The 17,087-nt window shown below is 74.3% G+C and carries 5 protein-coding genes; all 5 read right to left on the bottom strand.

What is annotated here, in order from left to right; all coding sequences use genetic code 11:
* Positions 1-51 precede the first annotated feature (51 nt).
* Positions 52-10,920, bottom strand: coding sequence for a type I polyketide synthase (locus OG897_RS01235; RefSeq protein WP_266651985.1), 10,869 nt, complete (start codon positions 10,918-10,920; stop codon positions 52-54).
* A gap of 90 nt (positions 10,921-11,010) precedes the next feature.
* Complete coding sequence (locus OG897_RS01230) at positions 11,011-12,291, bottom strand: methylaspartate mutase (protein ID WP_266651983.1); 1,281 nt, start codon at positions 12,289-12,291, stop codon at positions 11,011-11,013.
* Positions 12,288-12,743, bottom strand: coding sequence for a cobalamin B12-binding domain-containing protein (locus OG897_RS01225; RefSeq protein ID WP_266651981.1), 456 nt, complete (start codon positions 12,741-12,743; stop codon positions 12,288-12,290). The genes OG897_RS01230 and OG897_RS01225 overlap by 4 nt, the downstream gene beginning before the upstream one ends.
* Positions 12,740-13,966: a type III PLP-dependent enzyme gene (locus OG897_RS01220; RefSeq protein WP_266651979.1), complete on the bottom strand. Its 1,227-nt coding sequence runs from the start codon at positions 13,964-13,966 to the stop codon at positions 12,740-12,742. Before OG897_RS01220 ends, OG897_RS01225 begins: the two co-directional genes overlap by 4 nt.
* Positions 13,963-17,073, bottom strand: coding sequence for an amino acid adenylation domain-containing protein (locus tag OG897_RS01215; RefSeq protein WP_266651977.1), 3,111 nt, complete (start codon positions 17,071-17,073; stop codon positions 13,963-13,965). Before OG897_RS01215 ends, OG897_RS01220 begins: the two co-directional genes overlap by 4 nt.
* Between the last annotated feature and the right edge of the window lie 14 nt (positions 17,074-17,087).

Below are 17,087 nucleotides of genomic sequence, written 5' to 3'. Positions count from 1 at the left end.
AACGGGTCGCCCGGTGCCCGGCGTGGCGTGTCGCCGGGGAGGGGGGCTGGGTCACTGGGTGCTGCTGCGGTCGAGTGCGGCGCGCACGAGGTCGGCCACGGACATGGACTTGACGTCCACGGCCGGGGCGGCTGCCTCGGCTGCCGGTGCCTGCGTCGGATCGGACAGCTTCAGCAGGCTGTCCAGCAGGCCGGCGCCACGGATGCGGTCGACGGGGATACGGGAGATCAGGGCGCGCACCTCGTCGTCGCCGTGGTCGGCGGCGGCCGGGGTGTCCGGCGCGCCCTCGGGGCTGGGGAGGAGCCTTTCGAGGAGGTACGCGGCGAGCACCACCGGGGTGGCGTAGTCGAAGATCAGGGTGGACGGCAGGCGCAGTCCGCTGACCGTGTTGAGCCGGTTGCGCAGTTCCACCGCGGCGAGCGAGTCGAAGCCCAGCTCGGTGAAGGCGCGGCGGGGTTCGACGGCGGCGGGCCCGGCGTGGCCGAGGACGGCGGCGATCTCGGTGCGGACCGCTTCGAGCACGGTGTGTTCGTGGTCGGCGGCGGGGAGTTCGGCGAGCCGCCCGCCGAGGGTCCTGGTCCGGTCGTCGGCGGTGGCCCGGGCGGCGGTGACGCCCGCCAGGGTGCGCAGTACGGCCGGGAGGTCGTCGCCGCGCCGGCGCAGGGCCGCGGTGTCCAGTCGTACGGGCACCAGGGCGGGGCCGGCGGACGTCACGGAGGCGTCGAAGAGGCCGAGGCCCTCGTCGGGGTCGAGCGCTCCGATGCCGGAGCGTTCGATGCGCTGGACCTCGGCGGGGTCGAGGGCGGCGCCCATGCCGCCGCCGGACCACAGGCCCCAGGCGAGGGACGTGGCGGGCAGGCCGAGTGCGGCGCGGTGGGCGGCCAGGGCGTCGAGGAAGACGTTGGCCGCGGCGTAGTTGCCCTGTCCGGAGGCGTCGATGGTGCCGGCGGCCGAGGAGAACAGCACGAAGTGCGCGAGGCCCCGGTCGAGGGTGAGTTCGTGCAGGTGCCAGGCCGCGTCCGCCTTGGGCCGCAGGACGGTGTCGAGCCGGGCCGGCGTCAGGGAGGTGACGAGGCCGTCGTCGAGGACACCGGCGGTGTGCACGACGCTGTCGACGGGGTGTGCGGTGAGCAGGGCGGCGAGCGCGTCGCGGTCGGCCACGTCGCAGGCGACGATCTCGGCCTCGGCGCCCAGCTCCAGGAGGTCGGCGCGCAGTCGGCCCGCGCCGGGCGCGTCGGGTCCTCGGCGGCTCGTCAGGACCAGGCGGGTGACGCCGTGCCGGGTGGCCAGGTGGCGGGCCACGAGAGCGCCGAGGCCGCCGGTGCCGCCGGTGACGAGGACGGTGCCCCAGTCCTGCGGGGCGGAGCCGGGCTCCTCGGCGCGGACCAGACGGGGTGCGTGCGCGCGGCCGTCGCGCCAGCGGATCTCCGGTTCCCCCGAGTCGAGCAGTGCGGCCATCGCGGACCGGTCGGGGACGGGTGCGTCGGGTGCGTCCCGGCCGACGAGGACGATGCGGCCGGGGTCCTCGGCCTGCGCGGCCCGCACCAGCCCGTGCACGGCGGCGTCGGCGAGGGTGCCCCCGGTGAGGACCAGGAGCGTCGATCCGGCGTAGCGGTCACCGGCGGACCATGCCTGGAGGGTCTCCAGCGTGCGGTCCAGGACGGCGCGTACGACGCCGGGCAGCCGGTCGCCCTCGGTGTGCGGTGCGGTGACGGGCAGGATCACCACGTCGGGCACGGTGGCGCCGAGTGCGTCCAGGCCGGCGTGCAGCGGGGCGCCGAGGCCGAGGCCGTCGTCGCCGAGGACCGCCCAGGTGCGGCGGTCGGAGCGTCCTGCGGCTTCGGGCAGTGCCTCGTCGGTGACGGTGTAGAGGTGGCGCTGCTGTCGGGTGAGCCGGTCGGCGGAGACGGGGCGGGTGACGTAGGACTCGACGGTGGCGAGGGGGTTTCCCCCGGTGTCCGCGAGTTCGATGCGGGTGCCGTCGGGGCCGGGGGTGACGCGGACCCGGGCCGCGATGCCGCCCTGGGCGTGCAGGGAGACCCCGGTCCAGGCGAAGGGCAGCGCGATCCCCCGGGACGGGTCGTCGGTCCCCGGGTCGCCGTCCAGCAGGGACGTGGTGTGCAGGGCGGAGTCGAGCAGCGCCGGGTGCAGGGAGTGCCCGGCGGCGTCCTGCCGTGCCTCGGCGGGCAGTTCGAGCTCGGCGAGCAGCGTGTCGCCGTCCCGCCAGGCGGCTCGTACGCCTCGGAAGACGGGGCCGTAGTCGTAGCCCTCGGCGTGCATGCGCGGGTAGAGGCCGGTGACGTCGAGCGCGGTGGCACCGGGCGGGGGCCAGGTGCCGGGGGCGGCCGGGGGGACGGGTGCGGCGTCGGTGAGGGTGCCGGTGGCGTGCCGGGTCCAGCCCTCGTCGGCCGGGGCGTTCTCGGCGCGTGAGTGGATCTCGACGGTGCCGTCGGGGCGGGCGGCGACCTGGAGGCGTACCGCTGTGTCGGCGGGCAGCACCAGCGGGGCCTGGAGGGTCAGTTCCTCGACGGTGGGGCGGCCGGTGAGGCGGCCCGCGTACAGGGCCAGGTCGATCAGGGCGGCGCCGGGCACCAGGACCGTGCCCAGTACGGCGTGCTCCGCGAGGACCGGGTGGGTGGCGGTGGAGATCCGGCCGGTGAGCAGCAGTCCGGCGTCCTCGGGCAGTTCCAGGTGGGCGCTCACCAGCGGGTGGCCGGTGGCGGCGAGCCCGTGGCCCTCGGCGTCGCCGACGGCGACCGGGGCGGTGGGCAGCCAGTACCGGTGGTGGTCGAAGGAATAGGTCGGCAGGTCGACGGGGCGGCCCGCGTACGTCGCGTACAGGACGGCCCAGTCGACGTCGAAACCCCGGGTGTGGACGGTGGCCAGGGCGGCGAGCAGGCCGGGCAGCTGGGCGGTGTCCTTGCGGGCGGTGGAGACGAAGGCGGTGTCGTCGGCGCCGGAGACGCCGGAGACGTCGTAGGCACCGGAGGCGTCTGAGGCACCGGAGGCGTCTGAGGTGTCGAAGGCGTCGGGCAGGCAGTCGGGGCCCATGGCGGTGAGGACGGGTGCGGCGCCGAGTTCGAGGAAGGTGCCGGCCCCCTTGGCGGCCAGGGTGGCGACGGCGTCGGCGAAGCGCACGGTCTGCCGCACGTGCCGTACCCAGTAGTCGGTGGAACCGAGTTCGGCCGGGGTGGCCGGGGCCCCGGTGAGGGTGGAGACGATCGGCACGGCCGGTTCCCCGGCCACGACGGAGTCCATGACCGCCGCGAACGCGGCGAGCATGGGCTCCATGCGCGGCGAGTGGAAGGCGTGCGAGACCCGCAGCCTGCGCGTGGTCCTGAAGTGGGCGGCGACCTCGGTGACGGCGTCCTCGTCGCCGGAGACGACCACCGCGCGGGGGCCGTTGACCGCGGCGACGGCGCACCGTTCGTCGAGGTGCGGCGTCACCTCGTCCTCGGACGCCTGTACGGCGATCATGGCGCCGCCCTCGGGCAGCGCCTGCATGAGCCGGCCCCGGGCGGCGACCACGGTGACGGCGTCCTCCAGCGACCAGACGCCCGCGACGTGCGCGGCGGCGAACTCGCCGACGGAGTGCCCGGCGAGCCAGTCCGGGCGCAGTCCGAAGGACTCCAGGAGCCGGTACAGGGCGACCTGGGTGGTGAACAGGGCGGCCTGGGTGTAGGCGGTCTGCTCCAGGGTCTTCGCGTCCTCGTCGAGGACGACCTCGGCCAGGGGCCGTTCGAGGTGCTTGTCGAAGAGTGCGGCGGTCCGGTCGAAGTGCTCGGCGTAGACGGGGAAGGCGTCGTACCAGTCGCGGCCCATGCCGGGCCGCTGGGCGCCCTGCCCGGAGAACAGGTAGGCCAGGCTGCCGTCGGTGCCGGTGCCGGTGACGAGCAGCCCCGGTGCCTCGGCGCCCCGGGACAGGGCGTCCAGCGCGGTGGCCGTCTGGTCGTCGCCGGTCGTCAGGAGGACGGCCCGGTGGGGGTGGTTGCCCCGGGTGGTGGAGAGGGCGAGACCGAGGTCGGCGGGTGCGGCGCCGGTGAGGCCGAGGAGACGGCGGGCCTGGCCGCGCAGCGCCTCGGGCGAGCGGGCGGAGACGGGCAGGGCGAGCACCGGCGGGGCGGTGGCGGGGTCCGTCTGCGGGAGCTCGGGCGCGGTGAACTCCTCCAGGATCACGTGGGCGTTGGTGCCGCTGATCCCGAAGGACGAGACGGCGGCGCGGCGCGGCCTCTCCGGCGTCCGCCAGGGGCGCTGCTCGGTGAGGAGCCGTACGGCACCGGCGCTCCAGTCGACCTGGTCGGAGGGTGCGTCGACGTGCAGGGTCTTCGGCAGGGTGCCGTGCCGCATCGCCATCACCATCTTGATGACGCCGGCGACTCCTGCGGCGGCCTGGGTGTGCCCCATGTTGGACTTGACGGAGCCCAGCCACAGCGGTTCGTCGCGGTCCTGGCCGTAGGCGGCGAGCAGCGCCTGGGCCTCGATCGGGTCGCCGAGAGTGGTGCCGGTGCCGTGCGCCTCGACGGCGTCGACGTCGGCCGGGGTGAGTCCGGCTGCGGTCAGTGCGGCGCGGATGACGCGCTGCTGGGAGGGGCCGTTGGGGGCGGTGAGCCCGTTGGAGGCGCCGTCGGAGTTGACGGCGGAGCCGCGCAGTACGGCCAGGACGTGGTGGCCGTTGCGGCGTGCGTCGGAGAGCCGCTCCACGAGGATCATTCCGGCGCCCTCGCCCCAGCCGGTGCCGTCGGCCGAGGCGGCGAAGGACTTGCAGCGGCCGTCGGCGGCCAGTCCGCGCTGACGGGCGAAGTCGACGAAGGTGTCCGGCGTCGACATCACGGTGACGCCGCCGACGAGCGCGAGATCGCACTCGCCCTGCCGCAGGGCCTGGGCGGCCAGGTGCAGGGTGACCAGGGAGGAGGAGCAGGCGGTGTCGACGGTGACCGCGGGCCCTTCCAGGCCGAGGGCGTAGGCGACCCGTCCGGAGACGACGCTGCCGAGGCTGCCGTTGCCGAGGTAGGCGGCGAGGTCTTCGGGGACCTCGGACAGCCAGCTGCCGTAGTCGTGGTACATGACGCCCGCGAAGACGCCGGTACGGGAGCCGCGCAGCCGGTGCGGGTCGATGGCGGCGCGTTCCAGGGCTTCCCAGGACACCTCCAGGAGGAGCCGCTGCTGCGGGTCCATGGCGGTGGCCTCGCGGGGGCTGATGCCGAAGAACCCGGCGTCGAACTCGGCCGCGTCGTACAGGAAGGCGCCCTCCTTGGCGTAGGTGCGGCCGGGGGTGCCGGGCTCCGGGTCGTACAGCGCCTCGGTGTCCCAGCCCCGGTCGGCCGGGAAGTCGCCGACCGCGTCGACGCCGTCGGCGACGAGCCGCCACAGGTCCTCCGGGGAGCGGACCCCGCCGGGGTAGCGGCAGCCCATGCCGACGATGACGATCGGGTCGTCGTCGGTCGCGGTGCGGGTGGCGGGGACGGCGCTCTCGGCCGGGGCGGCGCCGAAGAGGGTGGCGCGGATGTGGTCGGCGAGGGCGCGGGAGGAGGGGTGGTCGAAGACGAGGGTGGCGGGCAGCCGCAGCCCGGTGACGGTGTTGAGCCGGTTGCGCAGTTCGACGGCGGCGAGCGAGTCGAAGCCCAGCTCGGTGAAGGCGCGGCCGGGGTCGATCGCGGAGGGTCCGTCGTGCCTCAGGACGGCCGCGACCTCGGTCCTGACGAGTTCGAGGAGGGCCCGGTCGCGGTCGGCGGCGGGCAGTGCGGTCAGGTGGCCGCCCGGGGCGGCCGGGGTGGCGGTGGCCGCCGAGGCGCGGCGGGTGACGGGGCGGACGAGGCCGGTCAGCAACGGCGGTATGCCGTCGGGGCGGCGGCGTACGGCGGCGGCGTCCAGCTCCACCGGCACCAGGCGGGGCGCGCGGGAGCGCAGGGCGGCGTCGAACAGTTCCAGGGAGCGTTCGGCGGACAGACCGGGGATGCCGTAGGCGGCGATGCGTTCGCGGGCCGGTCCGTCCAGTGCGGCCCCCATGCCGCTGTCGGTGTCCCACAGGCCCCACCCGAGGGCGGTGGCGGGCAGGCCGAGGGCACAGCGGTGTTCGGCCAGGGCGTCGAGGTAGGCGTTGGCGGCGGCGTAGTTGCCCTGCCCGGGGCCGTCGAGGACGGCGGAGAGGGAGGAGAACAGCACGAAGTGCGCGAGTGGCCGGTCGAGGGTCAGCTCGTGCAGGTGCCAGGCGCCCCGCGCCTTGGCCCGGAAGACCTCGTCGACCATCTCGTCGGTGAGGGTGTCCACGATGCCGTCGCGGACGGTGCCCGCGGCGTGCACGACGGAGTCGACGGGGTGTTCCGCGAGCAGTCGGCGCAGTGCCTCGCGGTCGCCGACGTCGCAGGCGGCCACGGTCACCTCGGCGCCGAGCGCGGTGAGTTCGGCGACGAGTTCGGGGGCCGTGCCGCGTCGGCCGACGAGGAGCAGGTCGCGTACCCCGTGGGCGTGGACCAGGTGGCGGGCGACCAGCGCGCCGAGGCCGCCGGTGCCACCCGTGACGAGGACGGTGCCCCAGTCGGCGGCGGGGACGGGTTCGCCCGAGGGCTGTACGGCCAGGCGCGGCACGCCGAATCCGCCGTCGGTGAGGGTGACTTCGGGTTCGTCGGTGGCGAGGACCGCGTGCAGGTCGGCGTCGGCGGGCAGCGCTTCGTGCTCGACGAGGACGTACCGGCCGGGGTTCTCCGCCTGGGCGGAGCGGACCAGGCCGCGGACGGCCGCGTGGGCCGGGCTGTGCGGCGGGGTGACGACGACGAGCCGGGTGTCGGTGAGGCGCTCGTCGGTCTGCCAGGCGCGCAGCAGCCGCAGCACCCGGTGGACGTGGTCGAGGGCCGTTTCGGCGTCCGCGTCGGCCGGGCCGGGGATGCGGTGCACCACGGCGTCCGGTGCTTGGCCGTCAATCAGACCGTCAATCAGGCCGTCGATCGGGCCGTCGATCGGGCCGTCGGTCAGACCGTCGATCGGGCCGTCGGCCCCGTCCGCCAGGACGGCGATCCGCAGCCGCGCGGTGGTCTCCGGTCGGGGGCGGGCCTTCCACCGCACGGAGTACAGGACCTCTCCGTCCGGCACCGGGCGGGAGGTCAGGCCCTCGATGTCGGCCACCGGGGCGCCGGTGGCGTCGGCGAGGCGCAGGGCGATGGTGTCGCCACCACTGCGGGTGATCTTGACGCGGAGGGCCGGAGCACCCGCGGCGTGCAGGGTGACGCCGGTCCAGGCGAACGGCACCAGCACCTCGTCGCGCGGCGGGGTGTCCAGGTCGGCGGCGTGCAGGGCGGCGTCGAGCAGCGCCGGGTGCAGGCCGAACTCGCCCGCGTGCGCCGAGGCGTCCTGGGGGAGGGCGACCTCGGCGTAGACGTCGTCGCCGTGCCGCCAGGCGGCCCGCAGCCCCTGGAAGGCGGGGCCGTAGCCGTAGCCCTGGTCGGCGAGGTCCGGGTAGACGCCCGTGGTGTCGAGGGGCGTGGCTCCCGCCGGGGGCCACGCGGTCAGTCCGGCGCCCTCGGCGGGGGCCGTGGCGGTGAGGACGCCGGCGGCGTGCTGGGTCCAGGGGGCCGCGCCGTCGCCGCGCGAGTGCACCGTGACCGTGCGGCGGCCGGTGTCGTCGGGTTCGCCGACGGCGACCTGGACGGCGACGTCCTCGTCGGCGCGCAGGACCAGCGGGGCGCCGTGGGTCAGCTCCTCCAGCGTGGCCGCGCCGACGTGCGAGCCCGCGCGCAGGGCGAGTTCGACGAAGGCGGTGCCGGGGAACAGCACCCGGCCGCCGATGACGTGGTCGGCGAGCCAGGGCTGGGTCCGGACGGAGAGCCGTCCGGTGAGGACGACACCTTCGGCGCCGACCGCGACCACGGCCGCGAGCAGCGGGTGTCCCTCGGGCAGCTGGCCGAGGCCGGTGGCGTCGGTGGCGGTGCCCTGCTCCAGCCAGAACCGGCGCCGCTGGAACGGGTAGCCGGGCAGGTCGCTGCGCTGCCCGCCGAGCGCGGCGAAGTGCCGCTGCCAGTCGACGGGTACGCCCCGGGCGTGGGCGGCGGCGAGCGCGCCCACGGCTTCGCGGGCCTCGGGCCGGTCGCGCCGCAGCACCGGCAGGAAGACGGCGGCGGGCTCGTCGGTGGAGTCGGGCCCCATGGCGGACAGCACCGCGTCGGGGCCGATCTCCAGGAACGTACGGACGCCGCCGTCGACGAGGGTCCGCAGGGCGTCGTGGAAGCGGACCCGGGCGCGCACGTGCTCGACCCAGTACTCGGGATCGCACAGTTCCGAGGTGACGGGCTCGCCGGTGACGGTCGACACCACGGGGAGCTTCGGCGGCGCGTAGTCCAGGACGTGCACGACGCGGCGGAACTCGGCCAGCATCGGTTCCATGAGCGGCGAGTGGAAGGCGTGGCTGACCCGCAGCCGCTTGGTGTCGTGGCCCCGGGCCGCGAGTTCGGCGGCGATGGCCTCCACGGCGGTCGCCCCGCCGGAGACCACGACGGCTGCGGGCCCGTTCACGGCGGCGATGCCGGTGTCCGGGGTGAGCAGCGGCGCCACCTCGTCCTCGGTGGCGCGTACGGCGATCATGGCGCCGCCCTCGGGGAGCCGTTGCATGAGCCGGCCTCGGGCGGCGACCAGGATCGTGGCGTCCTGGAGGGTCAGGACACCGGCGGCGTGGGCGGCGGCTATCTCGCCGACGGAGTGCCCGGCGAGCTGGTCCGGCGTCAGGCCCCAGCTCTCCAGCAGCCGGAAGAGGGCGACCTCCACGGCGAACAGGGCGGGCTGCGCGTACTCGGTGCGGTGCAGCAGCTCGGCGTCGGGGGTGCCGGGCTCGGCGAACAGGACGTCCTTCAGCGGTCGGGCGAGCTGGAGGTCGAAGTGGGCGCAGGCGGCGTCGAGGGCGTCGTCGAACACCGGGTACGCGGCGGCGAGTTCACGGCCCATGCCGATGCGCTGGCTGCCCTGTCCGGTGAACAGGAAGCCCAGTTCGCCGTCGGCCCGCCCGCCCAGGGGGGTGGCGCCGGAGGCCAACTCGCTGAGTGCGGCGCGGAGTTCGTCACGGTCGGCGGCGACGAGGACGGCCCGTTCGGGCAGCGCCGCCCGGGTGGTGGCCAGCGAGTGTGCGAGGTCGAGCGGTTCCACCGTGTCGGCCAGGGGCAGCAGGTCGGCGGCGCGGGCCCGCAGGGCGGCCTCGCCCCTGGCCGACAGCGCGAAGGGCAGCGGCGTACCGGCGGGGAGGGCCGGGCGGGTGTCCGCCACGGTGGCAGCGGACTCGGGATCGGGCTCGGGCTGTTCCAGGATGATGTGCGCGTTGGTCCCGCTGACGCCGAACGACGACACGCCCGCGCGGCGGACCCGGTCGCTCTTCGGCCACGGCCGCAGCTCGGTGACGAGTTCCACCGCCCCCGACGACCAGTTGACGTGCGCGGTGGGTTCGTCGACGTGCAGGGTCGCCGGCACCTGGCCGTGCCGCATGGCGGAGATCGTCTTGATCATTCCCGCGACGCCCGCGGCGGCCTGGGTGTGGCCGAGGTTGGACTTCACCGAGCCGAGCAGCAGGGGGGCGTCGGCGGGGCGGTCCTGGCCGTAGGTGGCGAGGAGCGCGGTGGCCTCGATGGGGTCGCCCAACCGGGTGCCGGTGCCGTGCGCCTCGACCACGTCGACGTCGGCCGGGGCGAGGCCGGCGTCGTGCAGGGCCCGGCGGATCAGCCGCTGCTGGGACATGCCGTTGGGCGCGGTCAGTCCGTTGGAGGCGCCGTCCTGGTTGACGGCGGAGCCGCGTACGACGGCCAGCACGCGGTGGCCGTTGCGGCGGGCCTCGCTCAGCCGCTCCAGGACCAGCACGCCGACGCCCTCGGCGAATCCGGTGCCGTCGGCGGCGTCCGCGAAGGGCTTGCAGCGGCCGTCGGGCGCCAGGCCCCGCTGGCGGCTGAAGGCGGTGAACACGCCGGGGCCGCCCATGACGGCGACGCCCCCCGCGAGCGCCAGCGACGACTCGCCCTGCCGCAGGGAGCGGCACGCGAGGTGCACGGCGACCAGGGAGGCGGAGCAGGCCGTGTCGACGGTGACCGCCGGCCCCTCCGTGCCCAGTACGTAGGCGACCCGGCCGGAGATGACGCTGGAGGCGTTCCCGGCGAGGAGGTAGGCGTCCATGCCGTCGGGGGCGTCGTGCAGGCGCGGCCCGTACTCCTGGACCTCGGCGCCGAAGAACACCCCGGCCGCGCTGCCGCGCAGGCCGGTCGGGTCGATGCCGGCGTCCTCCAGTGCCTGCCAGGACGTCTCCAGGACGAGCCGCTGCTGCGGGTCCATGCCGAGCGCCTCACGCGGGCTGATGCCGAAGAACTCGGCGTCGAACGCGGTGGCCGTGTCGAGGAATCCGCCGCTGCGCACGTAGGTGCTGCCGGGGACCTCGGGGTCCTCGTCGTAGAGGGCGGCCAGGTCCCAGCCCCGGTCCTGGGGGAAGCCGGACAGGACGTCCCCGCCGTCGGCGAGCAGCTGCCAGAGGTCCGCGGGCGAGGAGATCCCGCCGGGGAAGCGGCAGCCGATGCCGACGACCGCGATCGGCTCGTCGGCGGACGGTTCGCCGGACGGCTCACCGGACGTCCCGGCGTGCTCCGCCACCCGTCCTTCGGCCTCGGTGAGCAGCCGGGCGGCCAGGTCGTGGACGGTCGGGCAGTCGTAGGCGACACCGACCGGCAGGTCCAGTCCCGTCCGCTCCACCAGCCGCCGGTGCAGATCGACCGCGGCCAGCGAGTCGAGTCCCAGCGCGGCGAACGACGTGCCCGCCTCGATCACGTCCACCGTGCCCGGCCTGGCGGCCTCGATGGCCTCGGCCACGGCCGTGCGCACGAGTTCGGTCACCAGCCTGCGGTGCTGGGACGGCACGGCTGTCGCGAGCCGTCGCGCCAGGGCTGAGTCGGATCCGGGCCCGTTCATCAACGCATCTCCACTTTCGGCCGACACGGCTACCTCGCCTTTTTCCTCACGGTAGTGACAGCCCGGGAAAGGCCACACCCTTAAGCACCCCTAGGGGTGGACGCCTTCGAGGCGCTCGGTCTCCTCGGGGTCGTACCGGTCGTACGAACGGCGCACATAGGAAAGGGATCCGAGCAGATCCGCGGAGGTGATGGCCTGCACGGGCCGGACGTCGGCGATGCCGTCGAGCGGCATCTTTCCGATGTCGGACCAGCCCAGCCGTCCGTCCGCGTCGATAAAACTCCGGCTGAATCCGGCGTTGTCCGGATGCAGACAGTAGGGAACGTCGAGAAATCCCTCGGCGAACGCCGACAGCAGCGCCTTCCCGAGGTCGTCGTCCAGCTCCAGCACCCTGTTGACCAGCGCCGACGCCTCCGCGTACGTCTGCGTTCCGGTGCCTTCGAGCGGGGATCGCGAGGTGCGGGCCGCGACCTTCGCCGCGTATTCGAGTGCGGTGACGTTTTCGGCCACGGTCGGAATGCGGCGGGATTCCGCGACGGTTTTCACGATGATGCGTTCGGAGCCGCTGGAGACGGCGAGTTCCGCGGCCTTCCCGAGCAGCCGGTAGGCGCCCTGCTCGGTTTCCGGAAACAGTCCCATGTACGCGTAGACGACGACGTGCCATTCGGTGTCCGGCAGGAATCGCGCGCACAGACTCCGCAGCGCGGCCACCGCTTCGGCGTCCTGACGCGGATCGGTCTGCTGTGCGTAACTCAGCGAAATGCTCCGGATGCCGTGGCGCCGGAAGAAGATCGCCTCCAGGACACTCACCGCCACCAGCAGGCTGGGCGGGCAGAGCTGGCCGAGGACACAGCCGCCGAACGTCTCCAGGTGCGGTTCGCCGCCCCGCTCGCGCAGGGTGGCGAACACTTCGCACGACTGCGCCCAGTGCGCCACGGACTCCCGCAGCGGGACCCGGCCGTACGGCAGGCAGTAGGAGACAGGACCGCCCTCGGAGGCGTCGAGCCCGACCTCCGTCAGCGCCCGGAAGATGTCCTGCGGTGCGGCCGAGCCGTGCCGGACCTGCACCGGGAAGCCGGGGCCGTGGATGCCGTCGAGCACGCTCAGCGTGGTGGCCCTCTCGTGGCTCACGATCGGGTAGCCGTTGAGGGCGACGTCCTCCAGGACGGCCAGCTTGGCCGACTCCAGGTCACCGACCCGGGTGTAGCTGTCCAGGGTGATCGTGCCGACGGTGGTCGCCTCGGTGTCCCGGGTGGCGAGCAGCCCGGCCCGCATGCGTTCCGGGCTGCTCATTCCCATCCGGGGCTGGACCACCAGGCGGCCGGCGTCGTGAGCCCGGCGCACGAACGCGCCGAACCCGGCACCGGTCACACCAGGGCCCGCTGCGGCAGCGCGTCGAGCATCCGCACGAAGGCGTCGATGCCCGCGGCGCTGTCGTCGAACACCTCGTCGTAGCCGGCGGCGCGCAGCGCGGCCACCTCGTCGTCGCCGCAGGGTCCGGCGATGCCCAGCTTGCCGCCGATGACGGCGGGCACACCGGCGAGTTCGGGGTGCTCGCGCAGCCGGGTCACGGTCCGCATGCCGTCGTGGTAGCCGTGGCCGTTGACGCTGCTGACCACGATGAGGGCCGGGCGGTGGGCCCGGGCCTGGGCGATCAGCAGTTCCTCGGGGACGCAGGGGCCGAGGTTGACGACGCGGTGGCCGTGCTCCTCCAGGAGGAGCTGGAGGTAGACGAGGTTCCAGGTGTGGGAGTCGGAGATGCCTCCGGCCACCAGCACGGGCTGGTCGTCGGGGGTGGGGGACGTGGTTAAGGGGCTCATCACAGGGCCTGTCCGTGTTCGTAGGTACGCGTGTGTTCGATGCGGGAGACGGAGACGACGGTGTCTCCTCGGACGACGACCTCGGCGGGGGCGGGCCTGCCGAGGAACATCAGAAGGCTGGCCGTGGGGCCGTAGGAGCCGGCGTTGGGCACGGTCAGCAGGTCGCCCGCCTCCGACGGCAGGGAGACGTTCCGGCCGAGCAGGTCGCCGGGGGTGCACAGCGGCCCGGCGAGGCTCACGGGGGTGCCGTCGGGGCCCAGGGACTCGTGGGGCTCGACGTTCACGGGCATGATGCGCCCGAGTCCGGACATGCCGCCGAAGGTGTTGATGCCGGCGTCCAGGACCAGGTAGCGCTGGCCGCGGCTGTCCTTGACGTTGACGACGGTGGTGAGCAGGGTGCCGCTATCGGCGACCAGGTAGCGGCCCGACTCGCAGGCGATGCGGGGCGTGCCCCCGCGCCAGCCGGGGAAGTGCTCGTCGAGCGCCTCCGAGAGGGCGGCGCGCAGCTCGCCGTAGACCGGCCGCTCGCCCTGCACCGCGTACGGTGCGGCGAATCCGCCACCGATGTCGACCAGGCGGAAGGTGACGCCGAGGGCCTCCTGGAGGGCGGCGGCCGTGGCGACGGTGTGGCGGAACTCGGCGATGAGGCTCGCCTCGTCCTTGGCGTTGCTCAGCGGGAAGAGGTGCAGCCCGACGATGGTGGTGCCGGGCACCTCGCGCAGGTCGGCGGCGAGGCCGGGAAGGGTCTCGCTGTCGAAGCCGAACTGCGAGGGCACGCCCGTCATGCGGATGCTGGTGGCGGCGGTGCCCGTGGCGTTGTTGACGCGGATCAGGCAGTCGGCGGTGATGCCGAGCCCGTGCGCCGTCTCGCCGACGCGGCGCAGGTCGCCGTAGGACTCGGTGGAGAAGAGCCGGACGCCCCGGGTGAGGGCCTCGGTCAGCTCCTCTGTGGTCTTGCCGGGGCCGGTGTAGAGGATCTCCTCGCCGGCGAAGCCCGCCTGGAGGGCCGCGTCGAGTTCGCCGACGGAACTGACCTCGGCGCGGCAGCCGCCGGAGCGCAGTTCCCTCAGGAGCTCGGGGTGCGGGTTCGCCTTCGCGGCGTAGAACACCTCGGTCCCCTCGGGCAGCGCGGCGAACAGGTCGTCGCGGGCCTTCGCCACCCGGTCCAGGTCGTAGACGAAGGACGGGGTACCGAAGCGCTCGGCGAGCTCGGTGGGGCCGGTCACGGGGTGTTTCCTTCCAGGAGGAGGGCGAGCTGCTTGCGGTCGTGCTTGCCGTGCGGGGTGAGCGGAAGCTCGGCCACGACGCGGCTCACCCCGGGCACCTTGGCCGGTTCGAGGCGCAGCGAGAGTTCCTTGAGCACGGTGTGCGGGTCGATGTCTCCCTCGGTGAACACGGTGAGGCCGCGGCCGGGGGCGGGTGGCAGTACGGCGGCGGCGCGGACGCCGGGGATGTCGGCGGCGGCGCTCTCGATCTCCGTGGTGCTCATGCGTACGCCCTTGTGCTTGAACATGTCGTCGCGGCGGCCCTCGTAGTAGAGGAAGCCGTCCTCGTCGACGTGGCCGAAGTCGCCGGTGTGCAACCGCAGTCCGCCGTCGGGCGCGGGGCGGAAGGCATGGGCGGTCTGCTCGGGCGCGCGCCAGTAGCCGGGCATGACGTGCGGTCCCTCGACCACGATCTCGCCCGTCTGCCAGGGCTGGAGCGCGTTGCCTTCCTCGTCGACGGCGAAGGCGCGCGTGCCGGGCAGCGGGCGGCCGACCGAGTCCGGCTTGGCGTCCTGGTGGGAGGCCGGGAGCACGGAGACGCGCTTGCACTCCGTCTGCCCGAACTGGATGATCACGTCCGCGCCGGGGAACGCCGAACGCAGCCCGCTGGCGGTGGACTTGGGCAGTGCGGCCCCGGTGTTGGTGAACATGCGCACCCGGGACTGCTGCTGCGGCTCACGTTCGGCGAGTGCGCAGATCATGGCCGCGAGGGACGGCACGATCGGTACGACGGTGGCGCCGGTCTCCCGGATGCGGCGCAGCAGCACCAGGTCGGACTCGCCGTCGGCGAGCACGAGTTCGCTGCGCCCTGCCGCGGTGAGCAGCACCTTGTAGAGGCCGTAGTCCCAGGAGATGGGGAAGCGGCAGAACACCACGTCGTCGGGACCGTAGCCGAGTTCGAGGTTGATGGCCTCGGTGGCGAAGACCATCCGGCCGTGCGGGCAGATCACGCCCTTCGGGGTGGCCGTCGAACCGGAGGTGTAGACGAGCACGGCGATGTCGTCGGGTCCGACCGGGGCTCCGCCGGAGCGGGCGCCTTGCGCGTGCAGTGTGGTGACGGCCCGCCACGCCTCGCCGAGGCCGATGACGGGGACTCCCTCGGCGACGGCGGCGATCCGCTCCACGGCGGCATCGGTGACGACGACCAGGGACGGTTCGGCGTTCGCGACGACCGCACGCAGCTGGTAGTCCTTCATGCCGGTGTTCAGGGGCACCAGGACGGCACCTCGGCGGGCCGCGCCGTAGACCAGCGCCACCAGTTCGCGGGTGCTGGGCAGTTGGACGAGGACCCGGTCGCCGTGGCCGATGCCGTGCCCTTCGAGCCAGGCGTCGACGGCGTGGCTGTGGTCGGCCAGTTCGCGGTAGGTCCAGCGGCCCGAGCTGTCGGAGACCGCGGGGGCGTCGGGCCGCTCGGCGGTGGCCTCGTCGAGCAGGTCGTGCACCCGGGCGTCGGTACGGGCCGCCCGTGCTGTCGGTTGACCGTTCACTTCGGCTTCTGCCGCCTTTCGTGGGGGACCCGCGGGCTGTCGCGGGGGAGCCGCGCCACCGGCGGGCTGCCGCCTGGCCGCCGCCAGGGCGGTGAGCTGCCTGCGGTCGGTCTTGCGGTTGGAGTTGAGGGGGAACGCGTCCACGTGGTGGAAGGCGCGCGGCACGACGGCGGCCGACAGCAGTTCGCGCAGATGGCGGGCGAGCCGGGCCGGTGGCACGGGTTCGCCGGTGTGGAAGACGGCCAGCTCCACCGTGCCGTCCACGGGCACCGCCACACAGACGGCGTCCTCGACGCCCGGGCAGGTGCGGGTGGCGGCGTCCACCTCGGCGAGTTCGACGCGGATGCCGTGCACCTGGACCTGGGTGTCCTGGCGGCCGAGGTAGAGCCAGCCGCCGTCGTCGCCGCGCCGGACGCGGTCGCCGGTGCGGTAGTAGCGGTGGCCGTCCCGTTCCAGGAACCGTCCCTCGTCGTGCGCCGGGTCGAGGTACCCGGCCGTCAACTGGGGCCCGGCGATGCACAGTTCGCCCTCGACTCCGGTGGTGGGCACGCCGGAGCTGTCGAGGAGCAGCGTCTCGTGGCCCGGGTGGACGACGCCGATGGGCACCATGTCGTTCAGGTACCGTCCCGGGGTCCAGCGGTGCGCGGTGACCGTGATGGTGAGTTCGGTCGGTCCGTAGAGGTTCTCCAGCGTCGAGGCGGGCGCGGCGGCGGCCCAGTCCTCGGCGTCCTTGCAGCTGAGCGCCTCTCCCGCGAAGAAGCTCCACCGCAGCGACGGAAGCGCGCCGGGTCCGAGCCCGCCGGTGCGCCGCACCAGGGTGATCGCGCTGGGTGTGGAGAACCAGACCGTCACCCCCTGCTCCTCGACGAACTCCGGGAGGTGCGCGTACGCCCTGGCCGGGACCGGGACGACGGCGGCGCCGGAGCCCCACGCGCAGAACAGGTCGAACATCGCGCAGTCGAAGTTCAGGTCGAAGGTCTGCGAGAAGACGTCGTCGGGCCCGAAGTCGTAGCGCTCGTCGAGCAGGTGGAAGTAGTGCGCGGTGTTGGCGTGGGTGACGGGCACGCCCTTGGGCCGGCCGGTGGAGCCGGACGTGAAGAGCACGTAGGCGACGTCCGACGGGCGGGCGGGCACCGGTGCCGCCAGGGCGGCGGCCGGGTCGCAGGCGATCGGCGGCATCGGCTGCCCGCCCGGCGGGAACAGCGTCGGCAGTCGGACGCCCCCGGCGTGCAGGGCGTCGAGGGCGGGCAGGGCGTCGTCGTCGGCGAGCAGGGCGCCGACCCCCGCGGCCTCGATCATCTCCTGGGTGCGGGACACGGGGAAGGCGGGCTGCAGCGGGACGACGGTGGCGCCGCTGTACAGGCCGGCCAGCAGGGCGACGTACGCCGTGGGCCCCTTGCCGGCCAGCACGCCCACGGCGGGTGGCCGGCCGGACAGTCCGGCTCTGAGCGAGCCGGCCAGGACCAGGGCGCGGTCGTGCAGTTCGCGGTAGGTGATCTCGACGCCGTCGACGCGCAGGGCGGGCCGGTTCGGTGCGAGGGCCAGACCGCGTGCGAACCGGCCGGACAGCGTGCTGTCCATGAGGGGATCCACGG

The sequence above is a fragment of the Streptomyces sp. NBC_00237 genome, from assembly GCF_026342435.1.
GTDB lineage: Bacteria > Actinomycetota > Actinomycetes > Streptomycetales > Streptomycetaceae > Streptomyces.
The sequence above is the reverse complement of the archived record's forward strand: the minus strand, read 5'-3'. Positions and strand labels throughout refer to the sequence as shown.

Excerpts from the sequence above, each read along its gene's own strand:
- OG897_RS01235 (WP_266651985.1), bottom strand. The coding sequence starts at position 10,920 with ATGAACGGGCCCGGATCCGACTCAGCCCTGGCGCGACGGCTCGCGACA.
- OG897_RS01215 (WP_266651977.1), bottom strand. The coding sequence starts at position 17,073 with ATGGACAGCACGCTGTCCGGCCGGTTCGCACGCGGTCTGGCCCTCGCA.